The sequence below is a fragment of the Klebsiella sp. JN_Kp121 genome, from assembly GCF_040062145.1.
GTDB lineage: Bacteria > Pseudomonadota > Gammaproteobacteria > Enterobacterales > Enterobacteriaceae > Klebsiella > Klebsiella aerogenes.
Genome location: NZ_JBEAHX010000002.1, coordinates 163,655 through 189,046, shown reverse-complemented (window position 1 = coordinate 189,046; position 25,392 = coordinate 163,655). Strand labels below are relative to the sequence as shown.

Annotated in this window: 30 protein-coding genes, 3 tRNA genes and 1 pseudogene; 13 read left to right on the top strand and 21 right to left on the bottom strand. The window is 50.6% G+C overall.

The genetic code is table 11. The features are described 5' to 3' along the window. Window position 1: 1 nt before the first annotated feature. Genes ABLU86_RS03520 through ABLU86_RS03510 form a run of 3 tightly spaced genes read right to left on the bottom strand, consistent with a single transcriptional unit; the run spans window position 2 to window position 944 of the window. The gene (locus tag ABLU86_RS03520) at window positions 2–220 is read right to left on the bottom strand and encodes a hypothetical protein (protein ID WP_023282794.1); all 219 of its coding nucleotides are present in this window, start codon (window positions 218–220) and stop codon (window positions 2–4) included. A gap of 22 nt (window positions 221–242) precedes the next feature. Continuing rightward, a complete protein-coding gene (locus tag ABLU86_RS03515; protein ID WP_023316173.1) occupies window positions 243–689 on the bottom strand; it encodes a toxin YdaT family protein in 447 nt (148 codons plus the stop codon). 60 nt (window positions 690–749) lie between these two features. Further along, complete coding sequence (locus tag ABLU86_RS03510; protein WP_348795928.1) at window positions 750–944, bottom strand: Cro/CI family transcriptional regulator; 195 nt, start codon at window positions 942–944, stop codon at window positions 750–752. A gap of 78 nt (window positions 945–1,022) precedes the next feature. Here ABLU86_RS03510 and ABLU86_RS03505 point away from each other — a divergent pair, with 78 nt between their 5' ends. From ABLU86_RS03505 to ABLU86_RS03470, 8 genes are all read left to right on the top strand, one after another. After that, entirely contained in the window at window positions 1,023–1,424 is a 402-nt protein-coding gene (locus tag ABLU86_RS03505) for a helix-turn-helix domain-containing protein (protein WP_023316172.1), read from the top strand. A 483-nt stretch (window positions 1,425–1,907) separates the two neighbouring features. Then, window positions 1,908–2,231, top strand: coding sequence for a hypothetical protein (locus ABLU86_RS03500; protein WP_023282796.1), 324 nt, complete (start codon window positions 1,908–1,910; stop codon window positions 2,229–2,231). Between the two features lie 44 nt (window positions 2,232–2,275). Continuing rightward, on the top strand, window positions 2,276–4,420 hold the full coding sequence (locus tag ABLU86_RS03495) for a hypothetical protein (protein ID WP_348795927.1): 2,145 nt from the start codon (window positions 2,276–2,278) through the stop codon (window positions 4,418–4,420). Then, window positions 4,420–4,986 (top strand): siphovirus Gp157 family protein, encoded by a 567-nt coding sequence (locus ABLU86_RS03490; RefSeq protein ID WP_348795926.1) that lies wholly within the window; start codon window positions 4,420–4,422, stop codon window positions 4,984–4,986. The genes ABLU86_RS03495 and ABLU86_RS03490 overlap by 1 nt, the downstream gene beginning before the upstream one ends. Before the next feature lies 1 nt (window position 4,987). Next, the gene (locus ABLU86_RS03485; RefSeq protein ID WP_023282799.1) at window positions 4,988–5,173 is read left to right on the top strand and encodes a hypothetical protein; all 186 of its coding nucleotides are present in this window, start codon (window positions 4,988–4,990) and stop codon (window positions 5,171–5,173) included. A 49-nt stretch (window positions 5,174–5,222) separates the two neighbouring features. After that, window positions 5,223–5,447: a hypothetical protein gene (locus ABLU86_RS03480; RefSeq protein WP_260201022.1), complete on the top strand. Its 225-nt coding sequence runs from the start codon at window positions 5,223–5,225 to the stop codon at window positions 5,445–5,447. Further along, window positions 5,383–5,646: a DUF4224 domain-containing protein gene (locus tag ABLU86_RS03475; RefSeq protein ID WP_348795925.1), complete on the top strand. Its 264-nt coding sequence runs from the start codon at window positions 5,383–5,385 to the stop codon at window positions 5,644–5,646. The genes ABLU86_RS03480 and ABLU86_RS03475 overlap by 65 nt, the downstream gene beginning before the upstream one ends. Continuing rightward, window positions 5,615–6,631 (top strand): tyrosine-type recombinase/integrase, encoded by a 1,017-nt coding sequence (locus ABLU86_RS03470; protein WP_243211823.1) that lies wholly within the window; start codon window positions 5,615–5,617, stop codon window positions 6,629–6,631. The genes ABLU86_RS03475 and ABLU86_RS03470 overlap by 32 nt, the downstream gene beginning before the upstream one ends. A 129-nt stretch (window positions 6,632–6,760) precedes the next feature. Here ABLU86_RS03470 and ABLU86_RS03465 read toward each other — a convergent pair. From ABLU86_RS03465 to uvrY, 6 genes are all read right to left on the bottom strand, one after another. Next, window positions 6,761–6,847: transfer RNA gene (locus ABLU86_RS03465), tRNA-Leu, on the bottom strand. A 13-nt stretch (window positions 6,848–6,860) separates the two neighbouring features. Further along, window positions 6,861–6,934: transfer RNA gene (locus tag ABLU86_RS03460), tRNA-Cys, on the bottom strand. A gap of 40 nt (window positions 6,935–6,974) precedes the next feature. Continuing rightward, window positions 6,975–7,050 (bottom strand) — tRNA-Gly (locus ABLU86_RS03455). A 151-nt stretch (window positions 7,051–7,201) separates the two neighbouring features. Beyond that, window positions 7,202–7,750, bottom strand: a complete 549-nt coding sequence (pgsA, locus tag ABLU86_RS03450) for a CDP-diacylglycerol--glycerol-3-phosphate 3-phosphatidyltransferase (RefSeq protein ID WP_015365912.1) — start codon at window positions 7,748–7,750, stop codon at window positions 7,202–7,204. A 57-nt stretch (window positions 7,751–7,807) separates the two neighbouring features. Continuing rightward, window positions 7,808–9,640, bottom strand: coding sequence for an excinuclease ABC subunit UvrC (gene uvrC / locus ABLU86_RS03445; RefSeq protein WP_015705977.1), 1,833 nt, complete (start codon window positions 9,638–9,640; stop codon window positions 7,808–7,810). Then, a complete protein-coding gene (uvrY, locus tag ABLU86_RS03440) occupies window positions 9,637–10,293 on the bottom strand; it encodes a UvrY/SirA/GacA family response regulator transcription factor (protein ID WP_015705978.1) in 657 nt (218 codons plus the stop codon). Before uvrY ends, uvrC begins: the two co-directional genes overlap by 4 nt. Before the next feature lie 465 nt (window positions 10,294–10,758). Here uvrY and ABLU86_RS03435 point away from each other — a divergent pair, with 465 nt between their 5' ends. Beyond that, a complete protein-coding gene (locus ABLU86_RS03435; protein WP_015365908.1) occupies window positions 10,759–10,983 on the top strand; it encodes a DUF2594 family protein in 225 nt (74 codons plus the stop codon). A gap of 68 nt (window positions 10,984–11,051) precedes the next feature. On the opposite strand, the gene sdiA is transcribed toward ABLU86_RS03435, so the two are convergent. From sdiA to tcyJ, 5 genes are all read right to left on the bottom strand, one after another. Further along, complete coding sequence (sdiA, locus tag ABLU86_RS03430; protein WP_020078446.1) at window positions 11,052–11,774, bottom strand: transcriptional regulator SdiA; 723 nt, start codon at window positions 11,772–11,774, stop codon at window positions 11,052–11,054. Window positions 11,775–12,009: 235 nt separating this feature from the next. Then, complete coding sequence (tcyN, locus tag ABLU86_RS03425; RefSeq protein WP_032708677.1) at window positions 12,010–12,762, bottom strand: L-cystine ABC transporter ATP-binding protein TcyN; 753 nt, start codon at window positions 12,760–12,762, stop codon at window positions 12,010–12,012. Then, on the bottom strand, window positions 12,759–13,427 hold the full coding sequence (tcyL, locus tag ABLU86_RS03420; protein ID WP_015705981.1) for a cystine ABC transporter permease: 669 nt from the start codon (window positions 13,425–13,427) through the stop codon (window positions 12,759–12,761). The genes tcyN and tcyL overlap by 4 nt, the downstream gene beginning before the upstream one ends. A 15-nt stretch (window positions 13,428–13,442) precedes the next feature. Further along, window positions 13,443–14,429: a D-cysteine desulfhydrase gene (gene dcyD / locus ABLU86_RS03415; RefSeq protein ID WP_348795924.1), complete on the bottom strand. Its 987-nt coding sequence runs from the start codon at window positions 14,427–14,429 to the stop codon at window positions 13,443–13,445. A 94-nt stretch (window positions 14,430–14,523) separates the two neighbouring features. Beyond that, on the bottom strand, window positions 14,524–15,324 hold the full coding sequence (gene tcyJ / locus ABLU86_RS03410; RefSeq protein ID WP_015365902.1) for a cystine ABC transporter substrate-binding protein: 801 nt from the start codon (window positions 15,322–15,324) through the stop codon (window positions 14,524–14,526). Between the two features lie 201 nt (window positions 15,325–15,525). Between tcyJ and amyA the strand changes: the two genes are divergently transcribed. Beyond that, window positions 15,526–17,013: an alpha-amylase gene (gene amyA / locus ABLU86_RS03405; RefSeq protein WP_045365625.1), complete on the top strand. Its 1,488-nt coding sequence runs from the start codon at window positions 15,526–15,528 to the stop codon at window positions 17,011–17,013. A gap of 40 nt (window positions 17,014–17,053) precedes the next feature. On the opposite strand, the gene yedD is transcribed toward amyA, so the two are convergent. Continuing rightward, entirely contained in the window at window positions 17,054–17,473 is a 420-nt protein-coding gene (gene yedD / locus ABLU86_RS03400) for a lipoprotein YedD (protein WP_162184148.1), read from the bottom strand. Between the two features lie 454 nt (window positions 17,474–17,927). Between yedD and rcsA the strand changes: the two genes are divergently transcribed. After that, on the top strand, window positions 17,928–18,560 hold the full coding sequence (gene rcsA, locus ABLU86_RS03395) for a transcriptional regulator RcsA (RefSeq protein WP_348795923.1): 633 nt from the start codon (window positions 17,928–17,930) through the stop codon (window positions 18,558–18,560). Between the two features lie 42 nt (window positions 18,561–18,602). On the opposite strand, the gene dsrB is transcribed toward rcsA, so the two are convergent. After that, window positions 18,603–18,791: a protein DsrB gene (gene dsrB, locus ABLU86_RS03390; protein ID WP_015365898.1), complete on the bottom strand. Its 189-nt coding sequence runs from the start codon at window positions 18,789–18,791 to the stop codon at window positions 18,603–18,605. 134 nt (window positions 18,792–18,925) lie between these two features. Here dsrB and yodD point away from each other — a divergent pair, with 134 nt between their 5' ends. After that, a complete protein-coding gene (gene yodD, locus ABLU86_RS03385; RefSeq protein WP_045365619.1) occupies window positions 18,926–19,153 on the top strand; it encodes a YodD family peroxide/acid resistance protein in 228 nt (75 codons plus the stop codon). Between the two features lie 326 nt (window positions 19,154–19,479). Here yodD and dgcQ read toward each other — a convergent pair. From dgcQ to ABLU86_RS03370, 3 genes and pseudogenes are all read right to left on the bottom strand, one after another. Continuing rightward, window positions 19,480–21,147, bottom strand: a pseudogene (gene dgcQ, locus ABLU86_RS03380) (cellulose biosynthesis regulator diguanylate cyclase DgcQ). 99 nt (window positions 21,148–21,246) lie between these two features. Next, window positions 21,247–21,426 (bottom strand): DUF2158 domain-containing protein, encoded by a 180-nt coding sequence (locus ABLU86_RS03375; protein ID WP_015365895.1) that lies wholly within the window; start codon window positions 21,424–21,426, stop codon window positions 21,247–21,249. Between the two features lie 76 nt (window positions 21,427–21,502). Next, window positions 21,503–22,414, bottom strand: a complete 912-nt coding sequence (locus tag ABLU86_RS03370) for a DUF808 family protein (protein WP_015705985.1) — start codon at window positions 22,412–22,414, stop codon at window positions 21,503–21,505. Between the two features lie 183 nt (window positions 22,415–22,597). Here ABLU86_RS03370 and yedA point away from each other — a divergent pair, with 183 nt between their 5' ends. Continuing rightward, a complete protein-coding gene (yedA, locus tag ABLU86_RS03365; RefSeq protein ID WP_032711950.1) occupies window positions 22,598–23,509 on the top strand; it encodes a drug/metabolite exporter YedA in 912 nt (303 codons plus the stop codon). Here yedA and ABLU86_RS03360 read toward each other — a convergent pair. Both ABLU86_RS03360 and ABLU86_RS03355 read right to left on the bottom strand, forming a co-directional pair. Next, the gene (locus tag ABLU86_RS03360) at window positions 23,484–23,969 is read right to left on the bottom strand and encodes a very short patch repair endonuclease (protein ID WP_348795922.1); all 486 of its coding nucleotides are present in this window, start codon (window positions 23,967–23,969) and stop codon (window positions 23,484–23,486) included. The genes yedA and ABLU86_RS03360 overlap by 26 nt on opposite strands. Further along, window positions 23,953–25,374, bottom strand: coding sequence for a DNA cytosine methyltransferase (locus tag ABLU86_RS03355; RefSeq protein ID WP_348795921.1), 1,422 nt, complete (start codon window positions 25,372–25,374; stop codon window positions 23,953–23,955). Before ABLU86_RS03355 ends, ABLU86_RS03360 begins: the two co-directional genes overlap by 17 nt. Window positions 25,375–25,392: the final 18 nt, after the last annotated feature.

The window sequence follows — 25,392 nt, the reverse complement described above, 5'->3', positions numbered from 1 at the left end:
ATCAGATCCCCAGCATATCAGCCAGCTGGCGGCAGGCGTTTTCGTATTCTTTTGGCGTGAGGTTCTCTTCCCGCAGCTCGGCTTTGCGCAGTTCGTAGAGTTCCCATTTTTTGGCAGTGAGACGTTCTTCGAAAATCTCCTGCACGTCACACATGAAGGCAGGCTCACCATTCAGGCGGAAGCCGTTCCGCCAGGTGATACGGTCTGTAGTTGTCTGCATGTTGGTCTTTCCTCGGTACAGGTTAAACGCTGGTCAGGCGCTGTGTTTCTCGCATCGCTTGCAATGCCTTCGCTACTTGCTGCGGGCCGTCTCTGGCCTCGAGCAATAACGCGATAATGGCCGCCGCAAATTCGCGTATGGCCACGCAGATCAAATACTGGGTGGACATGTCCAGGCGCGCGTAGCGTTCTGCCGGCAGTGCCGCTTCCATCGCTTTAGCCAGCGTCTGGGTTTTAGTTCTGGCCGCTTTCGTCTCACCACGCAGCCAGCGAAAAATCTGTTGGCGGTTATTGTTGATGGCCCGCCAGTCTGCATTTCCGTCTGCATCTTCAATCTGGTGCAGCTTCAGCACGCCAGTGTTACCACCGAGACGAAACCACATACGGCTTATCTCGATAGCAACCAGCTCCTGCCCGCTTTCAGCTGCCCAGCTAAATATCTCTCGTTTCAGTTCCTCGAGGTTCTCCACTTCGCGTCTCCTGTCGCTGAAAATTGATTAAGCGTAATCAGATTTAGATCACGCGGGTTGTTAAGCTGATTTAGCTGGCAGTTGGTAGGCCTTCGGGTCATAGACCAGAACACCATCAGTCATCAGTGACAAACGAGCAACCCTCTTTTCAGGGATCATCGTTCCCCAACGTGAAACAGCTGGTTGCGAGACATCGAGTGCCTTCGCCAATTTGGCCTTACTGCCAAAATACTTAACTGCATCTTCGGTTAGCACTGGGTACCTCCTTCGTTAACGTTTGTTTGGAAATTATAACTTAACAAAAGCTAAGTCAAATTAATTTACATTAACCCCATGAAAAACGCAGAGCTAAACGACCGTATTCGTCGCAGAAGAACAGAACTCGATATGTCACAGCAAAAGCTGGCTGATGCTGTGAAGGTTTCGCACGTCACAATTTTCAAATGGGAAAACGGTGAGACAGAACCTAGAGGGCAAAACCTGTTCAAATTGAGTAAAGCTCTCAAGTGTTCCCCTACCTGGCTCTTATACGGCGACGAAGATCAATCCCCCCTTCCCGTTGAAGAATTGCCAAAAGAATTAGATGCTCGCCAGTTAAAACTTCTGGATCTATTTGATTCACTTCCCGAATCTGAAAAAGATAGACATTTGACTGAATTGGAGTCTCGCGTTGAAGGCTTTAACAAGCTATTTGAAGAGCTCTTAGCAACAAGAAAAAAATCACAAAAAAAATAACCATACAATTCATTTAGTTATAATCGCACCCCTTCAAACTTAACATTTTTTAAGTAAATTGCATTGACCAATAACTTACCTTTGGTTAAGCTCCATCACATCAACGACGCACTAACCACGCGGCAGTTGTTCAGAAACAGTTCTGACAGTCCGGAAAGACGGGCAAGAATTCTTCGGGTCGCCGACAGTACGATGACATGCGGGAAAGACCGCAACGAATGCGAATTGCTGTGTGTAGTCTTGGCCCCGGCGCCCGGGGCATTTTTTTCACACGGTAACGAGGAAAGACCAATGGGACTGACCATCCTGACAGCCGGGAAAGACCGGCAACCTTCAGGCGTAAAAAAGCCCACCGGAGTGGGCTGATTTACCCCAGCGGAGACCAATCCGCCAGGAGTGCTACAGGGGACCAACCCTGTAGCGAGGAAAGACCAACGACAGAGTCGCCGATCGGCTCTGAGTATACATCACCAAGGAGTCGCTATGGAAGCGCTTACCATCCCCGTAACTATCTACGTTATGGCAACAACCAATCCATATCTACCAACGTCTTATCACTCATTCACCTGTGACATGTCACAGAAATATCCTGATTCGTACGTGCTTGTTACTACCAAAACGGTAGAGATTGCCATTCCTGCTTTAGAGCCAATCGATATTATCGGGATGCAGGTTAATGCCCTTCGCGCGAAGAAAGAGCAAATATCTGCTGATGCCAACAAACAGTTAAGCGTTATTGAAGACCAGATCCAGCAGCTGCTGTGCATCGACCACTCTCCGATTGAAGAAAGCGACGTACCGTTTTAATTAACTGGCGCTTGACCTGCGCCTGCAACCAAGAGGAAAGACCAATGACCATCTACAACGGCTTATTCGAGCCAAAAAAATCGGCCATCAAAGACTGCGGCGCCGTGCAGCTGGCGATCGCCGTCGAAGCACCAAACAAGAAAATCGCCGAAAGCATTATCACCGGCAAACTCTGGGAATCTTACCCGGCGAACGGTGACAACTATTTCAAACCGAAGCTGTGGGAACACGAAGAAGGCCAGCCGCTGCCGACCGTTGGCCAGTTCGACGAGCTATTCGCCCAGCAACATACTTTCGACGGTGAAAAATGGGTTTCCATTGCCTCGAACGGTACCGCCGGTGGGGAATCAAATTTACCCGCTGGTGATGATGTTATCGATCTGATGACTGTTTCTCCTAGCGAACGCTTTGCTGCCGTCCTGCTGTTTAGTGCCGCGGCAATTGATGGCCATCTTTATTCTCAGGTTGTGGATTATCTGGATAACCTGAATAACCGTGATACAGAACTGGAAGAAGAAGATCGTTTTAACCTTAACGTTCTGTGTGCTCTGCACAATAACGAACCAGTTAAACACATGCATGTTGAAGGCCTGAATAATCTTATTCAGGGGATTTTCTCCCATTTTGAGAATCAGACACCTGGCAGATCTGCCATTTCCCAATTTGTAAGACGCTGGCTGGAGAACCCCGGCAAACGTGATGAAATGGTACCAGGCCAAAATTCCTCACTCGGCGCCGCCAGCACTGATACCAACGTTAAAATCGCGCCAAAACGTGGTTATAAACATACCTATGCAACACTGGATCAGGAGATCGCAGTCGCCCTACTCCCTATTTCTCCCGACGCGCCAGTATTATCAGGCAACCTTCGCGATGCTGAGAAAATCATTGCAGACGAGCGCGAAGATTTTAAACGTTGGTCAATGGCGCTTCGCACCACGGAGCACATTCTCAAATATGACCGAGACAGTATTTTTGGCGTAGTGCAGAACGTACCGGCAAAAGATACCTACCATTTCCCTGACAGCCTACGCCGCCACATTGATTCATGGCTCGACGCAAATGGCCGCTTTGAAGAAACAGAGACAGGATCCGTTAAACAACCAGAGGCAACGCAAAATACCGCCTCAAACGTGGTCGAAAAAGCGGAAGTACCACAGCCGGTGGTAACCGATACCCAGGCCAAACAGGCGCGTGAGACGCTCAACGATATGGGCTATGGCGTATATGCCTCTGGTGATGCAGAACAGCCAGTAGAGAAGTTAAGCACTAAAGCGGAAACAATAGCTGATAACGCCGAGGTGCTGGCAAAGCAAATTATTCATGCTGAAAGACTGCCTGACGCTGAAGAAGTAATGAAGTCTGCCGGCGCGCAGAGTATCGGACAGGATAATTTAGAACTGTGGAAACGTGTATTCAAAACTGATGAACGGTTTACTAAAGCCTTTACGCAGAACGGCGGCGGTACCTCGATCAACGGTACCTATTTAACCATGCTTGCCACTCGCGAGTTTGGGCCAAAGGGAATCGGCTGGGGTGTGGACATCCTCGAGGAACGTTTCGATATCGGCGCCCCCATTACACGCCAGGTGAAAGGGAAAGATAACAATGCGTCATGGGAGTTAGTGCTCGACGGGAATGGAAATACCGTCAACGAGCAGCATCACGTCGTTACCGTGCGACTCTGGTACATCCTGAATGGTGTGCGCGGCGAGGAAACGGCCTACGGTTGCACGCCATACATTTACGGCAGTAAGTACGGTATTACCTGCGATGGTGAGGCAACAAAAAAATCGCTGACTGATGCAACCAAAAAGGCTTTATCTGGACTCGGATTCAGTGGCGATATCTTCATGGGCCTTTACGACAATCTGGAATACCGCCAGAGAAACAAGGCAGAGTTTGATCTGAAGAATGCCAGCGAAACCGCAGAGGACGCAGTACGTCTTCGCCAGGAGTTTGACGACAAACTTAGCCGTGTTGCTAACACCCTGGCACATGGCGTGACAGTGAACGAAATAAACGGCGTGTTCTCCCCTATCGCACGTGAAATCGATGTTCACATTAAGGCCGCACAGGCCAACGGTGACGCGCAACATGAACGCTATCTGTCTGGCCGCTTGCGCCGACTCATTACGATTAAAGACGGCCGCATCAAAGAACTGAATAAAGCCGAGGAGAAAGCATAATGACTTCCACAACCGCAATTGCTATCGCTGCTGATATGTCTAAACTCCAGGCGCTTCTGGAAAACGAAAACGGTTCTGGTCTGTCAGCTGAAATGATCGCCGATACAATGGAGGGGCTCGAGCTGCAGCTCGGCGACAAACTGGACGCGGTATTCGTCCACGTTCGCAACCTTGAAGGTCTGGCGAAAACCTGCGACGAAGAAGCCAAACGCCTGGCCGCCCGTAAAAAGTCTTTCGAAGGTAAGATCACCAACCTGAAGAAATATGTTCTCCAGTGCCTTCTGGCCGCCGGACAGGATACCGTAAAAACGGCAAAAAACACCTTCACCGCCCGTAAAGGTGCAATCAACGTGGTGATCGATAACGTTGATTTACTCCCGGATGAATTGGTGACCGTTCAGACAGTAGTTGCGCCTGACAAAAAGGCAATCAAAGAGGCTATCGAGTCAGCAGAAGCGGCCGCAGCTCAGATTGCCGCAGATGGTGGGGAAATCCCGGAAGAACTCTTAAACCCGGTTCCGGGCGCCCATATTGAAATCGGCGAACGTTCACTGCAGGTGCGCTGATATGCTGAGACTATCCCTGAAGAAAGGTGATGCGGTTCATGTCGTTTTACCAGATGGAACCAACGCAATTATCGAAGCGCGGGCCCGTTGCGAACTCGGCATGCACTTCCCCCGCAATATTAAGATAACGCGTGAAGATGGTGCATTCCGACCAAAACAAAACCTGATTAAGCGTAATCAGAAATAACCCATCACTACCGATAGCATTGTGGTCTACCAATAAACCGGAGATCACAATGCTACGTTGGCAACCAGGTGTAGTTTTACTTTCAGAATTCGATATCAAAATTGGCAGGCTATCAGCCAGCGTTAGAAAGAGGACTCTGACCCAGTCCGATATCCAGCGCGCTTGCGATGCAGCAGACAACGCTATAGCCGACATGCTGAGGAAAGACCATGAGACACGATCACGACATCATAACCAGAGAGGAAATGATCGAGCTGACGGGGACGTCACTTAAATCAAAACAATGTGAGGCGCTGGGCCGGGCCGGCATCTTCTTTATGGAAAGAGCAGATGGCCACCCTAAAACCACATGGGGCCACTTCCTGAACCCGATCAAGTACCGCGGCCAGAAGGAAGATATAACACACGAAAATGACGAACCTGATTTTGGAGCTATATTCGATGGCCGGAAAGCGAAAGAATCCTGCCGATAGCTGGATGCCCCCGCGAGTATACCGGGGCAAGGCTGCATTTGAATTCCGTACGAAAGACAACAAAGGGATCCGCCTGTGTGGGTTAAATGAACCACAATCCGCTGTATGGCTGGCATATGAAAAAGCTGTAGGTGAAGTGACGGACAGAAAAACGTTCCAGGCGCTCACAGAACAGTTTATGGCGTCCCCGGACTGGCAGGATTTAGCGGCAGAAACCAGAAAAGACTATACGAAATACGCAGGAAAAGTATTGCCAGTATTCGGGAAAGTTAACCCTGATAAAATTAAACCTGAACACATCCGGCGATATATGGATCAACGTGGTATTGCCAGTAAAACGCAGGCCAACCGGGAAAAGAGTTTTCTTTCGCGGGTATTCCGCTGGGGTTACGAGCGGGGTTACGTCCAGCACAATCCCTGCCAGGGCGTTAAGAAGTTCAAAGAGACAGCCCGAGAGCGTTACATCACCGACGAAGAATACAAAGCGGTTTACGATGTTGCTCCGGACGTAGTGCGCGCCACCATGGAAATAGCTTATTTGTGTCTGGCCCGACAAAGCGATGTGCTGGCTTTAACTGAAGACCAGATTCGGGAAACCGGGATATTTATCCGCCAGGGGAAAACAGGAGTGAAGCAAATCAAGGCATGGTCGCCACGCCTCCGCGCTGCCGTCGCCCTCGCCCGTTCCCTGCCGTTAAAGCCTGGTATCCGTAGCCTGTTTGTCATTCACCAGACCAGCGGCAGTAAATACACTCGCGACGGTTTTAATTCACGCTGGCGCGAAGCCAAAATTGCAGCACAGGAGAAATATCCACACCTGCAGATTGATTTCACATTTCACGATCTGAAGGCTAAAGGTGTTTCTGATCTGGAAGGAAGCCTCGAAGAGAAGCAGGCGATTTCTGGCCATAAGAATTCGAGACAAACGGCGATTTATGACAGGAAAACTAAAATTGTGCCGGTTGTTGGCGGTCAGAAAAAATGAATCGCTATGCGTTCGTAGAAAAAACATCTTCGGACGCATCTTCGGAAATGACGCTTCGAAAATGAAAAAACCACCCGGAGGTGGTTTCACGACACTGCTTATTGCTTTGATTATTCTACTTTATCCCAATGGTACCCGGAGTGGGACTTGAACCCACACAGCGCGAACGCCGAGGGATTTTAAATCCCTTGTGTCTACCGATTCCACCATCCGGGCTCGGGATATAAAGTGGAGGCGCGTTCCGGAGTCGAACCGGACTAGACGGATTTGCAATCCGCTACATAACCGCTTTGCTAACGCGCCTTTAATACCTGAACACCCGCTACTGCCGATGCTTTTAATTTGGAGCGGGAAACGAGACTCGAACTCGCGACCCCGACCTTGGCAAGGTCGTGCTCTACCAACTGAGCTATTCCCGCATCATCAAGTAGATTAGCTAATCACTTGATTTTGTTATCGTCTGGAAGACTGTGCCGCCGTTCGATGCGTTGCATTCTACTTATCTCACGCGGTGAGTCAACGGTATTTTTCGCTACTTCGTGTCGTTTGCTGAAATTTGCGTCGAAACGATCACTGTTCAAGCAAATCGCCGCGCGCAGCGTTCAAATATTGTAACATTGACCACAGCGTCAACACCGCAGCAACCATGAACAGAACGATACCAGCCCACTCCACCCACACATTAGGCCGCCACAGCATCCAGACCAGCGCCGCCATCTGGGCCGTCGTTTTCACTTTACCAATCCATGATACGGCTACGCTGCTGCGTTTACCCAGCTCAGCCATCCACTCGCGCAGAGCAGAAATAATAATTTCACGCGCGATCATTGTCGCTGCCGGCAAAGTCACCCACCAGGTATGATAGTGTTCTGCGACCAACACCATGGCAATAGCCACCATCACTTTATCCGCAACCGGATCAAGGAAGGCGCCAAAGCGAGTGCTCTGGTTCCAGCGACGCGCCAGATAGCCATCAAACCAATCGGTAACAGCGGCAACAAAGAAAATCAATGCGCAGACAAAAGGCGCCCAGCTAAAAGGCAGATAGAACGCCAGCACAAAAAACGGTATCAGAATAACGCGAAACAGAGTGAGCAACGTCGGAATATTAAATCGCATGGTAACGGGTAACTGTATGTTGTAAGTGTTAATTAGCCCTATGGTGCTACAGAGCCCCTAATGTTTCAACGAGTAGTAGATCTTTTCTGCCAGTCCGTGAGATATACCCGGTACTTGCGCAATTTCCTCTACGCTAGCTTTCTGCAACCCCTGCAGGCCGCCCATATATTTCAACAACATTTGTCGGCGTTTCGGGCCAACACCTTCAATCGTCTCAAGTGTACTGGTACTTTTCACCTTCGCCCGTTTTTTACGATGCCCTGAGATAGCGTGATCGTGTGATTCGTCGCGAATGTGCTGGATAACATGCAGAGCAGGAGAATCCGGCGGCAGACTAAAGCCCTCACCTTCTGGCTCAAAGAATAACGTCTCCAACCCGGCTTTACGATCGCTCCCCTTCGCCACCCCCAGCAGTAGCGGATGATTTTTATCCCATGGCACATCCAGTTCGGCAAACACGGCTTTGGCCTGACCAAGCTGGCCCTTACCGCCGTCTATCAGGATAACGTCCGGGATTTTATTCTCTTCAATTGCTTTACCGTACCGGCGTCGTAATACCTGATTCATGGCCGCGTAATCATCACCAGGGGTAATACCGGTAATATTGTAGCGACGGTATTCCGCCCGTAGCGGACCATTGCTATCGAACACCACGCAGGATGCGACGGTTTGCTCCCCCATGGTATGGCTGATATCAAAGCACTCCATCCGCGTCACCGCCGGCAGCTTAAGTAGTGTCGCCAGAGCCTGCAGACGTTGGCTGACCGTTGATTGTTGCGACAGTTTGGTAGTAAGCGCAACGGCGGCGTTGGTGCGCGCCAGCTTCAGATAACGCGCGCGATCGCCGCGGGGTTTAGTCTGCACATTCACCCGACGACCGGCCAGCTCGGACAACGAATCCGCAAGCAGGGTTTTATCGCTCAAGTTGAAATCGAGTAAAATTTCCCCCGGTAAGGTTCGCATCTGGCTGCCCTGTAGATAGAACTGCCCCACAAAGGTTTCCACTACCTCACCCAACTCAGTGCCACCCGGAACTTTCGGGAAATAACTGCGGCTACCGAGAACCTTACCCTGGCGAATAAACAGCACATGCACACAGGCCATTCCGGCATCAAAAGCCACGCCGATAACATCCAGATCGTCACCATTATTGGAAACGAACTGTTTCTCCGTCACCCGACGTACCGCCTGGATCTGATCGCGGATGCGGGCGGCTTCTTCAAATTCAAGCGCCTGGCTGGCCTTTTCCATCCGGGCAATCAGTTGCGTCAATACCTGATCGTCTTTCCCGGCGAGAAACAGCCGCACGTATTCTACCTGCTGCTGGTACTCTTCTTCACTTACAAGTCCGGCGACGCACGGTCCTAAACAACGGCCAATTTGATATTGCAGACAGGGACGAGAGCGATTGCGGTAGACGCTATTTTCACATTGGCGAATGGGGAAAATTTTTTGCAGCAGCGCGAGCGTTTCGCGAACGGCATAGCCGTTAGGGAATGGGCCAAAATATTCGCCTTTGGCGTGTTTAGCGCCACGGTGCATCGCCAGTCGTGGATGGGTATCGCCGCTGAGGAAAATAAAGGGATAGGATTTATCGTCACGCAGCAGCACGTTATAACGCGGTTGATACAGCTTGATGTAGTTATGCTCAAGCAGCAGCGCTTCCGTTTCGGTATGGGTAACGGTCACGTCAATTTGCGCGATCAACGCCACCAGAGCCTCGGTTTTACGCGAAGCCAGGTTGCTGCGAAAATAGCTGCTAAGGCGCTTTTTCAGATCTTTTGCTTTGCCAACATAAATGACGGTACCACCAGCATCATACATACGATAGACGCCCGGTTGGCTGGTCACCGTCTTGAGGAAAGCTTTTGCGTCAAAAACATCACTCACTGACTTGCTAACGACTCCGCATTGCACAGGCCATGGCGAATTGCCAGGTGAGTTAGCTCCACATCGCCATGAATGTTTAATTTGCTGAACATTCGATAACGATAGCTATTCACCGTCTTGGGACTCAGATTTAATTGTTCTGAGATCTCATTGACCTTTTGGCCCTTAGTGATCATCAGCATAATCTGCAACTCACGTTCAGACAAACTGGCAAACGGTGATTCCGTTTTTTCCGGTTCAATCTGACTGAGCGCCATCTGTTGGGCGATATCGGAAGCGATATAACGTTGACCCGAAGCAACACAACGAATCGCATTTACCACTTCCTGCGGGGCAGCGCCTTTACTTAAGTAACCGGCGGCGCCAGCCTGCATGACCTTCGCAGGCAGCGGATTTTCAGTATGCACGGTCAACATGATCACTTTGGTATCGACAATGGAGCGCGCGATTTTTCGTGTCGCTTCAAGCCCCCCAATACCAGGCATGTTCATATCCATCAGGACGACGTCCACAGGATTCGCACGGCACCACTTAACGGCATCCTCGCCGCAGCAGGCCTCACCGACAACTTTAATCCCTTTTATATCTTCCAGAATGCGTCGTATCCCTGCGCGCACTAGTTCGTGGTCATCAACAAGAAGTACGTTGATCAAAGGAATAATCTCCAGAATTAGGGATAACGCTACTGATAGTTTATCTCCCATATATTACCGGGTTTTATCGTAACTTTAAAAGCCCAAAAAGTGTCCTGAAGAAGATTTCCCTCCCATTTATGGCAATTTGTCTCCACACCAGGTGGAAACCTATACAGAACATATAGTTGGATTATGTTTCTTTTTTAACATTCACCCTACAGAAGGCGCAAAAAAAGCAACAGAACGGGTTGCGGATTAATAGGATTCGAAAGATGTAACAATAATTAACTTCCGCCAAAAGCGGCGGAAAATATTAACGATGAGCACTTAGATGAACAGATATTATTCAGTAAATTTAACCGCTCAGCGCGCAACATCAGCAACACAAATCACGCGCTCCTTTTTTTTCTACCGCTTGTGGTATACTGCGCCGCCTTAACATTTAGTATTGCGCGACAGCGCTGATAGCAAACGAGGATATCGATGAGCACACCAGATTTTTCCACTGCAGAAAATAATCAACAGTTGGCGCAGGAAGTCTCCTGCCTGAAAGCCCTGCTGACGCTAATGCTTCAGGCTATGGGTCAGGCAGATGCTGGCCGCGTGATTATTAAAATGGAAAAGCAAATCGCGCAGATGGAAGATGAGGCTCAGGCTGCCGTATTCTCCAGCACCGTTAAGCAAATTAAACAAGCTTACCGTCAGTAAGAAAGGACCGGCTGAAAGCGATCGCTGACAGCCGGTTTCACGTCTGACACGCAGAACGAGCGATTCGCTCAAATTAATCCTGTTGCGACGGCATAACAGGCAATTTGCGTTTTGTTGGGGGCGTTAAATTTCCGCTGCATATTCTTCTGATGAAAATTGACCGTATTTTCTGAAATAGACAATATCATCGCCACCTCTGCCGAGGTCTTTCCTTCTGCGGTCCATTTTAGGATCTCCAGCTCGCGCCGGCTAAACTTCATCTCCGGCGGCATCACCATTTCATCCTCCAGCCGCAGCAACGCCAGCAGGCTAAGCTCGGTCAGCGTTCTTAGACGTAACTCTAATTCGTCCTCGTGATACGGACCCGGCTGCGCATTTTTAGCAGAAACCGATAAGAAGCCCAACGCATGATTTGGCAAGGTCAGACACTGCGTCACGCCTTTATTTAAACCATGATCGCGCGCGCCATTCCACAATTCTGGGGTCTCGCAAAAAAGCTGGTCATTCCATGGTAGATGTCCACGAAGAAAATTTTCTCTGCGTAATACCGGATCAATAGCAAAATAATTCTCCGCCTGATAATGTGACATCCAGGCCTGAGGATAAGTTGATTGCAACGTCAGTTTCGGGCGTGTAAAAGGCACCGGATGGCGCACACAGAGTGCGTAGTAGTCGTATTCCAGTTCTTCTGTTTGCTGTTGGAGAAGGTTATAAACCGAATCCCCATCATGAGTTGACTGGAATTGTTGCAGCATTTCCCGCCGCCAGCTGAAAAAATCAATGTCCCTCATAGCCTACCAAATAACCCCTGATTGATAATCATTATTATAAATACATAAAACTAACACATAAATCTTATTTATATGTATAAAATAACGTAGCCATCGCATTATTCGATTTTCGCTGACGATTATTTATCGAACTAAGGAAGAAAATATGTTCTGCCACGCCAGCAACGGCGGTGATTGGCAGGTTGTCCGATCGCGGCCCCCAGCCAAATGTGAGGACCACGATGAGAGAGAAGTGTTATTGCATGAGAAATTTTTCGAGGAACTGACGAGTACGCGGTTGCTGCGGGTTAGCAAATAGCTCTCTGGCCTTACCTTGTTCGACGATACGCCCCTGATCCATGAAAATGGCGCGGTCGGCGACATCGCGAGCGAAACTCATCTCATGGGTGACAATAACCATGGTGCGCTTTTCCTGCGCCAGTTGACGGATGGTGTTGAGTACCTCGCCCACTAACTCTGGATCCAATGCAGAAGTTGGCTCATCAAAAAGAATAACATCCGGGCGCATTGCTAACGCGCGGGCAATCGCCACACGCTGCTGCTGCCCGCCGGATAAACGACGCGGATAGCTATTCTCTTTTCCCGACAGCCCTACCTTTGCCAGCAGTTCACGCGCCAGAGAAATGGCCTCGTTCTTATCTTCGCCTTTTACGATAACCGGCCCTTCAATAATATTTTCCAGCACCGTACGATGCGGGAAAAGATTGAAGTTCTGGAACACAAAGCCAACATGCTGTCGCAGACGGCGGATCAACCCTTTTTGCTGGCCAATACTACGCGAAGTATCGATAGTCACATCGCCTACGCGAATGGTACCGCTTTCGGGGTGTTCAAGCAGGTTAATGCTGCGCAACAGCGTGGTTTTACCAGAGCCGCTCGGGCCGATAATCGCCACGACCTCCCCTTCCTGAACCTCGAGATCGATACCGTGCAGCACGGTCTGCCCGTGGAATTTTTTCACCAGTTTTTTGACTTCAATCGCACTCATTTTGGATCACGCTCCTGGCGATTCAGCTGATTTTCAAAATAATTCTGCAAGGTGGATAGTACGGTCGCCATCACCCAATAGATCAGCGAGGCGGCCAGATACATCGTAAATACTTCCAGCGTACGTGAGGTAATTAACTGTGCCTGGCGGAACAGTTCCGGTACCTGAATCGTCGCCGCCAGCGAAGTATCTTTGACAAGGCTGATAAAGCTGTTAGAGAGCGGCGGCAGCGCCACGCGGGCAGCCTGCGGTAAAATAGCCCGACGCAAAGTCTGCCACGGCGTCATGCCGATACTGGCGGCGGCCTCCCACTGCCCTTTGTCTATAGAGGCAATCGCCGCGCGCAGCGTTTCCGCCGCATAGGCCGCTGTATTCAATGACAAGCCAATCATCGCCGCCGGAATCGGATCCAGCTCAATGCCGAACTGCGGCAAACCGTAATAGATCATGAACAGTTGGGCAATCAGCGGGGTGCCGCGGAAAATAGAGATATACATCCGCGCCAGCCATCTGACCGGCCAGATTGACGACATGCGCATCAGTGCGAGGATAAATCCCAGCAGCAGGCCGAAGAACATACCGCCGATGCTCAGTTGTAACGTAAAAACCGCGCCTTTTAAAAGGTAAGGCGCGGAGTCAATGACCAGTTGGATACTTTCTTGCATTCGATTTATTCTGCATTAGACGTGCGGATGATAAGCAAACAGCGCGGGCGCGCCACCGGTATGGATAAACAGAATCGGCCCCTCATCCTTAAAGCGGTTCTGATTAATGCCGTCAATCAGCCCGGCCATGGCCTTTCCGGTATAAACCGGATCCAGCAGGATACCTTCCAGCTGCGCCAGCAGTTTCACCGCTTCCATGCCTTCTTCATTGGGCGTACCGTATCCGGGAGCAAAATAATCATCCCACAAGGTAATCTCCGCTTTGGCCTGCAGCTCAAGACTGTTGGCAACGGCCTGCTGCAGCGTCACCACCTTAGGCAACTGGTCGGCAACGCTACGTGACACGGTCACCCCGATTAACTCTGCGTTCGGCATCAGCTGTTCCAGGCCTACCGCCAGCCCGGCATGAGTACCCGCGCTACCGGAGGCGACCACTACCGAAGAGATCTCCACCGCGCCTTCACATTGCTGGGCGATTTCCAGTGCGCTTTCGACATAACCTAACGCGCCCAGGGCGTTAGATCCGCCGACCGGAATGACATAAGGACGGTATCCCTGAGCTTCAATACGTGTCGCCAGCTCTTCAAGCTGCGCGTTGGGATCGGTCAATGCATCACACATCTCAACATGAGTATTGAACAGATCCAGCAGCAGGCGGTTACCGTTAGTCAGATAATTTTCAGCACGCGTGCCTATCGGATTTTCCAACAACGCGACGCAGTGCAGCCCCAGTTTCGCAGCCACGGCTGCCGTCTGGCGCACATGGTTCGATTGAATCGCCCCTGCGGTGATCAGCGTATCAGCGCCCTCACGCAGCGCATCGGCGGCGAGGAACTCCAGCTTACGCAGTTTATTTCCTCCCATCGCCATGGGGGTGACATCATCGCGTTTTATAAAAATATCCCGTCCGAGATGATCGGACAGGCGTGGTAGATATTCCAGCGGCGTCGGCGCGCCAATAAACTCCAGGCGCGGAAAACGCGTTAAATTTTGTAGTGACATGGCACCTCCAGACTCAGTTATCCTTATTATGCACGCAGTTGCTGGCGAAATAAAAAAAGGCGCCGTTATCAGCGCCTTTTTTCATCTTCAGACGTTACTTAGTGACGTCAGCACCAAACCATTTTTCTGAAAGCGCCTTCAGGCTGCCATCTTTCTGCATATCTGCAATAGCGGTGTCCACCGCTTTCAGCAGATCTTCATTTCCTTTACGTAACGCCACCCCGGACTCCTGACGGGAGAATGCTTCACCGGTTACAGCCAGAGTGTTGTTCGTTTTCTTGACCAAATCCAACGCTGCCAGACGGTCAACCAAAATGGCGTCAATACGGCCTACGCGCAGGTCCTGATATTTTGTCGGGTCATCATCATAGGTGCGGATATCAACGCCCTGTACGTTCTGGCGCAACCACTCTTCATAATTGGTACCCAGGCCAACGCCGACTTTTTTACCTTTCAGGTCCGCCGCGGTTTTAATCACGCCTTCGTTACCCTTTTTCACCAGCGCCTGAACACCAGAAATAGTATAAGGGGTGGAGAAGTCGTATTTTTTCTTGCGCTGGTCGGAAATAGTGACCTGGTTAATCACCACATCAATACGTTTAGAATCGAGAGAAGCCAGCATGCCGTCCCATTTGGTGGGTTTGAGATCGGCTTTCACCCCGATGTGTTTCGCCAGTTCATTGGCAAACTCAACTTCAAAACCGGTCAATTTGCCATCATCGCCTTGATAACTAAACGGCGGGTATGTACCTTCCAGGCCAACGCGTAGCGTGCCGCGCTCTTTGACCTGATTAAGCAGATTTTCAGCGGCGAAGGTTTTCACGCTTACACCAGCCATCAATGCTACGGCCATTGCGCCCATCAGCGCCTGACGACCCAGAAGTGCTAATTTCATAGATACCCCGAATATAATGAGATTTTCGTGTAGTGTAAGGCGTTTAGCAGCAGCCTACCAACATCTATCCGCTACATCTTATGCCAATTTATTATATATGCGGCTATTTAGGGTATAGCGAAAAAGCAACGAAATTATTCATATTTGCCAGTTATCTCCCATACTGCAAAGGTCAGCTTGATGACGCCAGGAGCATGGAAGATGAAAAATCCCACGTTGTTGCAATGTTTTCACTGGTATTACCCGGAAGGTGGCGAGTTATGGCGGGAAGTAGAAGCCCTTGCGCCAAATCTCAATGAAATTGGCATTAATATGATTTGGTTGCCGCCCGCCTATAAGGGCGCTTCCGGCGGTTATTCAGTTGGCTACGATAGTTACGATCTTTTCGACCTCGGTGAATTCGATCAGAAAGGATCGGTTGCCACCAAATACGGCGATAAAGCTCAGCTGTTAGCGGCGATTAATGCGCTAAAAGAGCATCAAATTGCCGTACTTCTTGATGTCGTCGTAAACCACAAGATGGGCGCCGATGAGAAAGAACGCATCCGCGTACAACGCGTTGATGAACAGGACCGCACGCAAATCGCGGAAGAAATCATCGAATGTGAAGCCTGGACCCGCTATACCTTTCCGGGCCGCGGTGGCAAATATTCACAATTTATCTGGGACTATAAATGTTTTAGCGGTATCGACCATATCGAAAATCCCGATGAAGATGGCGTATTCAAAGTTGTTAATGACTACACCGGCGATGGCTGGAACGATCAGGTCGACGATGAAATGGGCAACTTCGATTATCTCATGGGCGAAAATATCGATTTCCGTAACCATGCCGTGACCGAAGAGATAAAATATTGGGCCCGCTGGGTCATTGAACAGACCGGCTGCGATGGTTTCCGCCTTGATGCCGTCAAACATATTCCGGCATGGTTTTATAAAGAGTGGATTGAGCATGTGCAGGGGTCCACCGATAAACCGCTATTCATTGTTGCCGAATACTGGTCACACGAGGTGGATAAGCTACAGCAGTACATCGACCTTGTTGACGGTAATACCATGCTGTTTGATGCGCCGCTGCAGATGAAATTCCATGAAGCCTCGCGTCAGGGCCGCGATTACGACATGAGTCAAATCTTCACCGGGACGCTGGTGGAAGCCGACCCATTCCATGCGGTCACGTTGGTCACAAATCATGACACCCAACCGCTTCAGGCGCTGGAAGCGCCGGTCGAGGCCTGGTTTAAGCCGTTAGCCTATGCGCTGATTTTACTGCGTGAAAACGGTGTTCCCTCGGTATTTTACGCCGACCTGTTCGGCGCAAGTTATGAAGATACCGGCGGAGATGGCCAGACATACTCCATCGAGATGCCGGTTATCGAGCAGCTTCACGAACTCATCGATGCGCGTCAGCGTTTCGCCCACGGCGTACAAACACTGTGGTTCGATCATCCTAACTGTATCGCCTTCAGCCGCAGCGGCACCGATGAACATCCTGGCTGCGTAGTGGTGCTCTCCAACGGCGACGATGGCGAGAAAACGTTACCGCTTGGCGAGAATTATGCCAATAAACGCTGGAAGGATTTTCTCAATAATCGACAAGAGGTTATTGAGACTGATGACGAGGGCAATGCCGTATTCACCTGTAATGCAGGCAGCGTAAGCGTGTGGGTGATTGAAGAGGTGCTTTGAGGTCAGCGGGCTGGCTTTATAGCCGGCCCGCCAACATCGATTACTGCGCGGTCGTACTCGCCGTCTGGTTCTTTTTCCAGGCCTGCTCGCATTCCGGCGTTAAGCGTTCAACACGGGTTAACGTCATTCGATCGTATTCCAGCGTGTTTCCAGTACGTTCAATAGGATAAATATCGAGGCTGCTGGTCACATTATAAACCTGATTGTCGCGGTTCATTAATTTTCCCGGCTCAGCAATTACCCGCTGCCACTGACGGCAATCGAGAGTATCTCCGTCTTTGGTAACGATAAACGTCGCTATCGCCTCAGGACTTACCATTGCGCTCTGCGGTCCCTTCGATTGCCAGAACCCTTCCAGCCCTGCAGGCGCCGGCGCTTTGACCACCGCCTCATAGGTATCAACCTGAACGCATCCGGCCAGGGTAAGCAGCGTGCCAGCCATAACAATCTTTTTCATCATCCATCCCACAAACCGATAAAAAAGTATTGTGGCATTAAAGCGTTAAGGCCGCCACCCCTGCGCGATGCTCCCGTTGCTTAGCCTCGCCTTCAATCTCAGCGTTTATTCTTACCGATTATTATTAGTTGTATGAAACCTGAATGACAAATGCATTTTTTGAATAGAATATAGCCAGCGCCAATTTAATAGGCTGCCCCTCCATAAGGATAATCCGAAAATAAATTACAATTCTGGCGACGATATGCCGCGACACCGGGCATTATTACTGTCAGGGTCTGCTTATTCTTTTTCTATGGCTTTACTTTGAGAATATTCCTGGCAAATTATGAGTATTATTAGCGAATAGTTTAGCTTGGCTAATGCTTTCCGCATAAAGTCAGGTGTTACAAAAATGGACTTCATCACACGGCCTGGGCCAGATGAATTATCGTTACGTGTTGATTGAGGATGGGTCATGTCAACGATTATCATGGATTTGTGCAGCTATACCCGGCTAGGTTTAACCGGATATCTGGCAAGCCGGGGAATAAAGAAGCGCGATATCATTGAGGTGCGTAGCGCACAGAGTTTGAAAGAGCGCTGCGAATCGCTGCGTCCGGCGGTTGTGTTTCTCAACGAAGACTGTTTTATACATCACGAAGAGAGCAATCAACTTATCCGCGACATCATTACCACCTACCCCGATACTCTATTTGTTATTTTTATGTCGCTGGCCAACATCCATTTTGATCACTATTTACTTGTACGCAAGAATTTACTTATCAGCTCAAAATCCCTTACGCCGAAAGACCTTGATAACATACTGGGTAATTATCTACAGACCGATAGCGCCAATAATCTAAACCAATTACGCATCCGCATTCCCACTCTATCGCTCAGTCAGGCCGAATCGAATATGCTGCAAATGTGGATGGCCGGCCACGCTACTTCACATATTTCCAGGCAGATGAATATCAAAGCAAAAACCGTTTCGTCACATAAAGGTAATATTAAGAAAAAAATCCAGACACACAATAAACAGGTGATTTACCATATTGTTCGGTTGGCTGAAAACATCACTTCCGGGATTTACGTCAATATGCGCTGATGGCAAACTGGCGGCGATTACCGCCAGTTTCTGAATGGGGCCCTACTCTGCTTTCTCAACAAAGATGCCGTCCGGGTGCCCCACTTCATTGAAAAACCAGATCCCCAGCGGGTAATCTTCCAGCGCCACAAGATACATGGTTCCTTCACTAAACGACTCAATTGCCAGTACTACCCCCGATCGACGTGGGCCACCGTCGGTCTTTACCGTGACACGATCGTTTACCTGCATAACTCGCCTCCTCTCGTTTTGAGCCAGTGTAGAACAAAAGCTGACTTCACGCAGCGTTCAGCCAGCGCAATTGGCGTTTTTATAGACCGTCTATACTTAAAGAGGCCCTTTCAGAGCCGAGCGAGGTAGTGATGATGAAATCCGCTAAAGACCACGGTGTGATGAATACCGACGGGATTGACGTTAATGTCGATGCCCTGCTGGCGGCGATCAATGAGATTAGCGAAAGCGAAGTACATCGTAGTGAAGATGATCCGCATCATGTCAGTATCGATGGCCGTGATGAACACACATGGCGCGAGCTGGCCGAAGCCTTTGAGCTTGATATTCATGACTTTAGCGTTACTGAAGTCAATCGCTAAGCTCAGGTGAAAAAAATCCCGGCTCGCAGGAGTCGGGATCAAACTTGCTAATGCAAGAAGCACTTGAAAATTCGTTACACCGGGAAATCCGATGCATGGAAGACATTATCCTCAATTATTTTGCATGACAAGAAGTATTCATGATGAGAATTATTGAGAAATGCGGCTTATATGTACAACTTATTTAATAACCCAGGCGCGACAAGGCTTGCCTGTTATCGTTCTTTTACGAACGGTATGCTTGCGCCATGCATTTTTTAAGAATTTTCCCATACCGAAGAGCAACAACGCGGCAATAAAGGTGAGCATCCTCACATTACCAGGCCCTACCCAGCCGAACAAACCCGATTACGTCCATTCTGCTTTGCCAGATACAGGCGATGATCGGCAATCGACTGCAGCTCCTCAAAGTTAAACTCATCTGATGTCTCGCTACTACTTATCCCCAGTGAGGCGCTGATCCGCAAACTAACGCTATTGTGCAACAATATCTCCCGGCTATGGATACGCAGACGAATACGCTCAGCAATCGCACGCGCTTGCGGCAGTTGGGTATTGGGTAGAACGATACAGAACTCTTCACCACCAACGCGTCCGGCAATATCCTGCTCGCGAATCTGTCCCATAATAGTACTGCCAACCAACGTCAAAACACGGTCCCCTGCCTGGTGACCATGTTTATCATTGATGCCTTTAAAATAATCCAGATCCAGCTGTATGACGGATATCGGTTGATTATTCCGCCGGCAGCTTCGGGCCGCCGCGATCGCCCGTTCAAACAGAGCGCCGCGATTTAGCAGCCGCGTTAATGCGTCATGCCAGGCCTACCACTCAAGGGACGCCTGCAACACGCTCATGTTGATGACCATACGGCGAATAACCCCCCACGACACAATCAACATGAGGGTAAACATTAACCACATCAGGGTCAGTGCGATGGAAATCGTCCCGAAATCACCACGCACTCCTTCCTTCAAAGTATGAATATGCAACAGTACGCCGTCAAAGTTGCGGATCTTTTCCCAACTGATATAGCGAGTTAACTGACGTATGCCGCCATGGTTATCATTGGTCAACGCATAACGAAGTTGTTCTTGTTCCTTTGGCGAGAGCGGCGTCAGGACATCATCCGGCGCCGAAGAGGCGAGCAAATTGAGCTGCTTGTCATACAGTTGATACTCGCCCATTTGCCCTCCTTTTACCGCACTGACCAGAAAATTCTGCAGGTCGCGGATGGAAAAATCCATCGCCAGCACCCCCAGCCAGTAGTGCTCATAATCAAGAGGAATCGAGGCCGTAACCACCTGCGGTTGCGTATACCCGTCTTCTTGTTGAGTCGTTTGCCAGAGGATCCCTCGCCCTGGATTATCACGCTGGGTTTGCCGCATAAACCATGCTGACCCCGTATCTCGCGAGAACTGCGCCAGCACCTGGCTGGAACTGCGCGGGGCATCGGTTGTGGTATAAAACCCGCTGCGAGAAACGTAGGACATGCGCTCGCTGAAAATTCTGTTGTTATTGGTCAAACGCAGAAGATAGCCCAGCTCAAGGGTAGCCATCAGTTCATTGCTGGCCTGAGGATTATTACGCGATAACAGATCATCAGCGTCGACAAAAGAATCTGAAACCCCGTATACCGTCAGAGTACGCCGGTTGTTTAGCTCGACTGACCAGATGGGATCATGACGTTTACTGATGTACTCCTGTTCGGCCCGGCGCAGAATCGCGAAATCCAGCGGATTCTCCAGTGCTGATTGCATGCTGTTGCGGAAAAAGAGCAGCCGATTGAGATTAAATTGCAACAGCCCATCCATTTCATGGGCCACGTTCTCAAGATTATTACGTTGGTTGGCGACATAGGCTTCTTCCAGTACGCGGATTTCTCGCCAGATGAGCAACGTTGAAAAGAACAGCACCACGATGAAACAGATATTGACCACTCGCCCCGGATTGAAGAGGCGATGAAACTTTTTTGGCCAGAGCGGCTTATCCATTATTTACTCGCAGTACGGTCAAAGAAACCAACAACATCAACGCTCCTTGTCCGAACGTAATCAATATTAAAAGCGCCCGCACCAGCGGGCGCTGCACATCTAATTATGCTGCGAATGTTGCCCTTCGCCGCGGACCAACTCATCTTCACGGAAGGCTTCACGCTGTACGACCTGTCCGTCATACCACCGGCACTCGACCATATCGTCGGCAATGCCGGTGACGACCATCCGCGGCCCGCCGTTTTTTCGTCTGACTTCATCACTGACCAACAAGACCATTTTTGCCTCCGGTATCAGGAAGAAACTGTTTCACCTTAGACGACCCCGGCCCATTTTGCGTAGCCGGCGCAGGGATTTATTTCGCTTTACCGCGTAACGCGGTGATAGCTTTAACGACGCCAAAGACGATAGCGCCAATGATAAATCCTAGCACCAGATTAGCGGCCACAGGCAATGTGGATGCCAGCATTCCGCTTAGCCCATGGGCAAAATTCTCGATGAAATGATGCAGCGGCGCTACGCCGTGAACCACGATACCGCCGCCAACCAGAAACATCGCCAGGGTACCGACGAAAGTCAGAATTTTCATCAATCGCGGCGCGATGGCCAGGAGCGCTTTTCCAACCCACTGCGCCAGTGCGCTTTTCTTCTCCGCCAGCCAATATCCCATGTCATCGAGCTTCACAATGACGCCCACCAGGCCGTAAACCCCAACGGTCACGAGAATGGCGATGCCGGATAAAATCAGGATCTGATTAAGCAATGGCGCATCAGCTACAATACCCAGGGTAATCGCGACGATTTCGGCTGATAAGATAAAGTCGGTACGGATCGCCCCTTTTACTTTATCGCGTTCAAAGGCCTGCGGATCCTGAGCTGCAAGCGTTTCCAGCCGCTGCTGGCGCAATTTCGGATCTTCCTTATTCTTGCGCGCATGCAGGTTATGCAGCACTTTTTCAAAGCCTTCAAAGCAGAGAAATGCGCCGCCCAGCATCAATAGCGGTGTAATGGCCCAGGGAATAAAGGCGCTGATGAGTAACGCCAGCGGCACCAGAATCACTTTATTCAGGAACGAGCCTTTTGCCACTCCCCATACTACCGGGAGCTCGCGGTTGGCTCTTACGCCTGTGACCTGCTGCGCATTGAGAGAAAGATCATCGCCCAGTACGCCAGCCGTTTTCTTGGCCGCCAGTTTTCCCATGACGGAGATATCGTCCAGCAGCGTGGCAATATCGTCCAATAAGGTTAAAAGACTACTTCCCGCCAAAATGTGCTTCCTTCAATTTCTGTTTATGAAACATAGAGTATGAGGCAAAAGTGCCCTCTCGCCCAGAGATGTCATTAGTCAACAAAAATATAACAAAAAAAGCACATTGAAAGCGCTCGCCAGCACGTTAGTTTTCACGTTAACTATATGTTCCCTTTCTATCTCTTTTCGTCGCGAGGAAGTATGTCTACCCGTCAGCTGTTACCCCTTATCGGCGCGCTGTTTGCGCTGTATATCATTTGGGGTTCAACCTATTTTGCTATCGCTATTGGCGTTGCCAGCTGGCCGCCGTTGATGATGGCCGGGATCCGCTTTCTCTCTGCCGGCGGCGTGTTGCTCATCTATTTGCTGGCCACCGGCCATAAACTCCCGGCCCGCCGGCCGCTACTTAATGCGGCACTGATAGGCATTCTGTTGCTTGCCGTCGGTAATGGCTTCGTCACTCTTGCAGAACATCAGCATGTACCATCAGGCATCGCAGCGGTGATGGTCGCCACCGTACCGCTGTTTACGCTCTGCTTCAGCCGTTTTTTTGGCATTGCTACGCGCAAGCTGGAATGGTTCGGTATTGCGATCGGTCTGGCGGGAATAGTGATGCTCAATAGCGGCGGCAACCTCAGCGGCAATCCCTGGGGCGCATTGCTGATTCTGATTGGTTCCCTGAGCTGGGCGTTTGGCTCGGTTTACGGTTCCCGTATTGAATTACCAACCGGGATGATGGCGGGCGCGATTGAAATGCTGGCGGCAGGGATAGTGCTTTCCGCGGCATCCTGGTTCTCAGGCGAAAAACTCACCCAAATGCCCTCCTGGTCTGGAATATTTGCCGTTGCGTATCTGGCTATTTTTGGCTCGCTTATCGCCATCAATGCCTATATGTATCTGATACGTAACGTAACGCCGGCGGTTGCTACCAGCTATGCCTATGTCAATCCGGTTGTCGCCGTGCTGCTGGGGACCGGATTTGGCGGCGAAAGTCTCTCATTTATCGAATGGCTGGCACTGGCGGTGATTATTTTCGCGGTCGTGTTGGTGACGCTGGGTAAATATCTCTTCCCTGCCCGCTCCACCGTTACGCCTTGTCAATCGGATCGATAAAACCAATGCCCTGAGTGTCGATCTGCGCGCAATTTCCACCGCCGCAGATCCACTCCTCCAGACGATCGCATAAAGCATCATCGCTTAATTTCTGCCGCCCGCGGAGCGCGCACTCCCAGACAATAAGCACCCGCCAACCTTGTGCTAACAACATCGCCAGGTCGCGGCGATCGCGCTGCACGTTAGCGCCAATCTTTTTCAGCCAGAAATCGGTACGGGTCGCCGGTACTTTAAACAGATAACAGTGATGATGATGCCAAAAGCAGCCATGGGTGAAAATAACGCAGCGGTAGTCAGACAGCAGAAAATCAGGCCGCCCCGGTAGCGATGCCTCCTGAACGCGAAAAGTGAATCCGGCCTGCGTTAGCAGCGCCGCCAGCCGCTTCTCAATTGCCGTATCGCGGGTCGCGATAGCGCGCATATTTTTACTACGTGTGGCCTTATCATGAACTTCCGCCATCGCTATCTCCTGCAACGCGCCGCTTTACTGCCTCGGAAATTCGCGGTGCCAGCAGCTTCGCTACCGCGGCAAACACCGGAACAATCACCGAGTTGCCGAACTGGCGATAGGCCTGGGTATCGGAAACCGGAATACGAAAACGGTATTCTCCCGGGGCTTCGAACCCCATCAACCGTGCGCATTCACGCGGCGTTAAACGCCGCGGGCGGCGCTGTTGATTTTGTGGATCGTCAAAGTGCTTTTCGCCCAATGGCTTATCCCAACCTCGATCGACCAGGATCTCAGCGCCATCTTTGTAGTAGCGCGCCGAAAGCGTTCGCGCAACGCTGCCTGGATTGGTCGGGTCGACCAGACCGTAGCCAAAACCGTTGCCACGCGCCTGGTGTTTACGCGCGTAACGGTAGAGGTACTTCCATAAAACCGGCGTCAGGATGAATTTAGCATCGACGGTGGGATCCAATAACTCGCCAAAGGTCGGCCGCTGCGGCGGGTACAGGCTGGCGATATCGCGCAGCGTAAATCCTTCATGCAATTGTAAATCGCGACGGAAACCCACCAGCACGATACGCTCACGGTGTTGGGGTAAGAAATGACGCCCATCGATAACTTTTGGATCATCGACGCCCGCATGATCGGCATCCGCCACCTCATAGCCTAGCTCATCCAGCGTCTGCATGATAATACGGAAGGTTCTTCCTTGATCGTGGCTCTTCAGATTCTTGACGTTTTCCAGCACAAAGATCGGCGGACGGCGGGCGGCAATAATTCTGACGACATCAAAAAACAGCGTTCCCTGAGTTTCACAGGCAAAACCATGAGCGCGCCCCATGGCATTTTTCTTGGATACTCCGGCGAGGGAAAAAGGCTGGCAGGGGAAGCCCGCGAGCAGTACATCATGTTGCGGGATCGCCTCACGGATAGACTTTGCCGCCTCTTCATCACTGATATCGGCGCGCTGGCTGAGAGTGATTTCGCGGATATCGGCGTTAAAGCTGTGCTCTTGCGGATCGCAATACCAGTTAGCTTTATAGGTACGTACGGCGTGTTTATTCCACTCGCTGGTAAATACGCACTGCCCACCAATAGCTTCAAAGCCGTGACGAATGCCGCCGATGCCGGCGAAGAGATCGATAAAACGAAAGGCATAGTCTGGATGATGGCGCGGCGGAGCCGGTAACAGGCTCGCCAGATGAGCGCACTCCGCGTTAGTCAATCTACTTGCCGCACGGCTCACCGTCGCCACCCGTTTGAGTATCGCCGGGCTCCAGTGCTGGTCGCCAACCGCGACCAGCTGTGCGACCAGGGTTTTGACATCATATATCGTCATCAGCTGGCGCAATAACGCCTGCGCGTGTTCCCCTGACGGTAAAGACAGGAGGTTTTCTTGGGATAAATTTTGCGGCATAACCTCAACCAGCACGGA

Coding starts and splice junctions, on each gene's coding strand:
- ABLU86_RS03520 (WP_023282794.1), bottom strand. CDS start 220: ATGCAGACAACTACAGACCGTATCACCTGGCGGAACGGCTTCCGCCTG.
- ABLU86_RS03505 (WP_023316172.1), top strand. CDS start 1,023: ATGAAAAACGCAGAGCTAAACGACCGTATTCGTCGCAGAAGAACAGAA.
- ABLU86_RS03500 (WP_023282796.1), top strand. CDS start 1,908: ATGGAAGCGCTTACCATCCCCGTAACTATCTACGTTATGGCAACAACC.
- ABLU86_RS03495 (WP_348795927.1), top strand. CDS start 2,276: ATGACCATCTACAACGGCTTATTCGAGCCAAAAAAATCGGCCATCAAA.
- ABLU86_RS03490 (WP_348795926.1), top strand. CDS start 4,420: ATGACTTCCACAACCGCAATTGCTATCGCTGCTGATATGTCTAAACTC.
- ABLU86_RS03485 (WP_023282799.1), top strand. CDS start 4,988: ATGCTGAGACTATCCCTGAAGAAAGGTGATGCGGTTCATGTCGTTTTA.
- ABLU86_RS03480 (WP_260201022.1), top strand. CDS start 5,223: ATGCTACGTTGGCAACCAGGTGTAGTTTTACTTTCAGAATTCGATATC.
- ABLU86_RS03475 (WP_348795925.1), top strand. CDS start 5,383: ATGAGACACGATCACGACATCATAACCAGAGAGGAAATGATCGAGCTG.
- ABLU86_RS03470 (WP_243211823.1), top strand. CDS start 5,615: ATGGCCGGAAAGCGAAAGAATCCTGCCGATAGCTGGATGCCCCCGCGA.
- pgsA (WP_015365912.1), bottom strand. CDS start 7,750: ATGCGATTTAATATTCCGACGTTGCTCACTCTGTTTCGCGTTATTCTG.
- ABLU86_RS03435 (WP_015365908.1), top strand. CDS start 10,759: ATGAGCACACCAGATTTTTCCACTGCAGAAAATAATCAACAGTTGGCG.
- sdiA (WP_020078446.1), bottom strand. CDS start 11,774: ATGAGGGACATTGATTTTTTCAGCTGGCGGCGGGAAATGCTGCAACAA.
- tcyN (WP_032708677.1), bottom strand. CDS start 12,762: ATGAGTGCGATTGAAGTCAAAAAACTGGTGAAAAAATTCCACGGGCAG.
- tcyL (WP_015705981.1), bottom strand. CDS start 13,427: ATGCAAGAAAGTATCCAACTGGTCATTGACTCCGCGCCTTACCTTTTA.
- dcyD (WP_348795924.1), bottom strand. CDS start 14,429: ATGTCACTACAAAATTTAACGCGTTTTCCGCGCCTGGAGTTTATTGGC.
- tcyJ (WP_015365902.1), bottom strand. CDS start 15,324: ATGAAATTAGCACTTCTGGGTCGTCAGGCGCTGATGGGCGCAATGGCC.
- amyA (WP_045365625.1), top strand. CDS start 15,526: ATGAAAAATCCCACGTTGTTGCAATGTTTTCACTGGTATTACCCGGAA.
- yedD (WP_162184148.1), bottom strand. CDS start 17,473: ATGATGAAAAAGATTGTTATGGCTGGCACGCTGCTTACCCTGGCCGGA.
- rcsA (WP_348795923.1), top strand. CDS start 17,928: ATGTCAACGATTATCATGGATTTGTGCAGCTATACCCGGCTAGGTTTA.
- dsrB (WP_015365898.1), bottom strand. CDS start 18,791: ATGCAGGTAAACGATCGTGTCACGGTAAAGACCGACGGTGGCCCACGT.
- yodD (WP_045365619.1), top strand. CDS start 18,926: ATGAAATCCGCTAAAGACCACGGTGTGATGAATACCGACGGGATTGAC.
- ABLU86_RS03375 (WP_015365895.1), bottom strand. CDS start 21,426: ATGGTCTTGTTGGTCAGTGATGAAGTCAGACGAAAAAACGGCGGGCCG.
- yedA (WP_032711950.1), top strand. CDS start 22,598: ATGTCTACCCGTCAGCTGTTACCCCTTATCGGCGCGCTGTTTGCGCTG.
- ABLU86_RS03360 (WP_348795922.1), bottom strand. CDS start 23,969: ATGGCGGAAGTTCATGATAAGGCCACACGTAGTAAAAATATGCGCGCT.
- ABLU86_RS03355 (WP_348795921.1), bottom strand. CDS start 25,374: ATGCCGCAAAATTTATCCCAAGAAAACCTCCTGTCTTTACCGTCAGGG.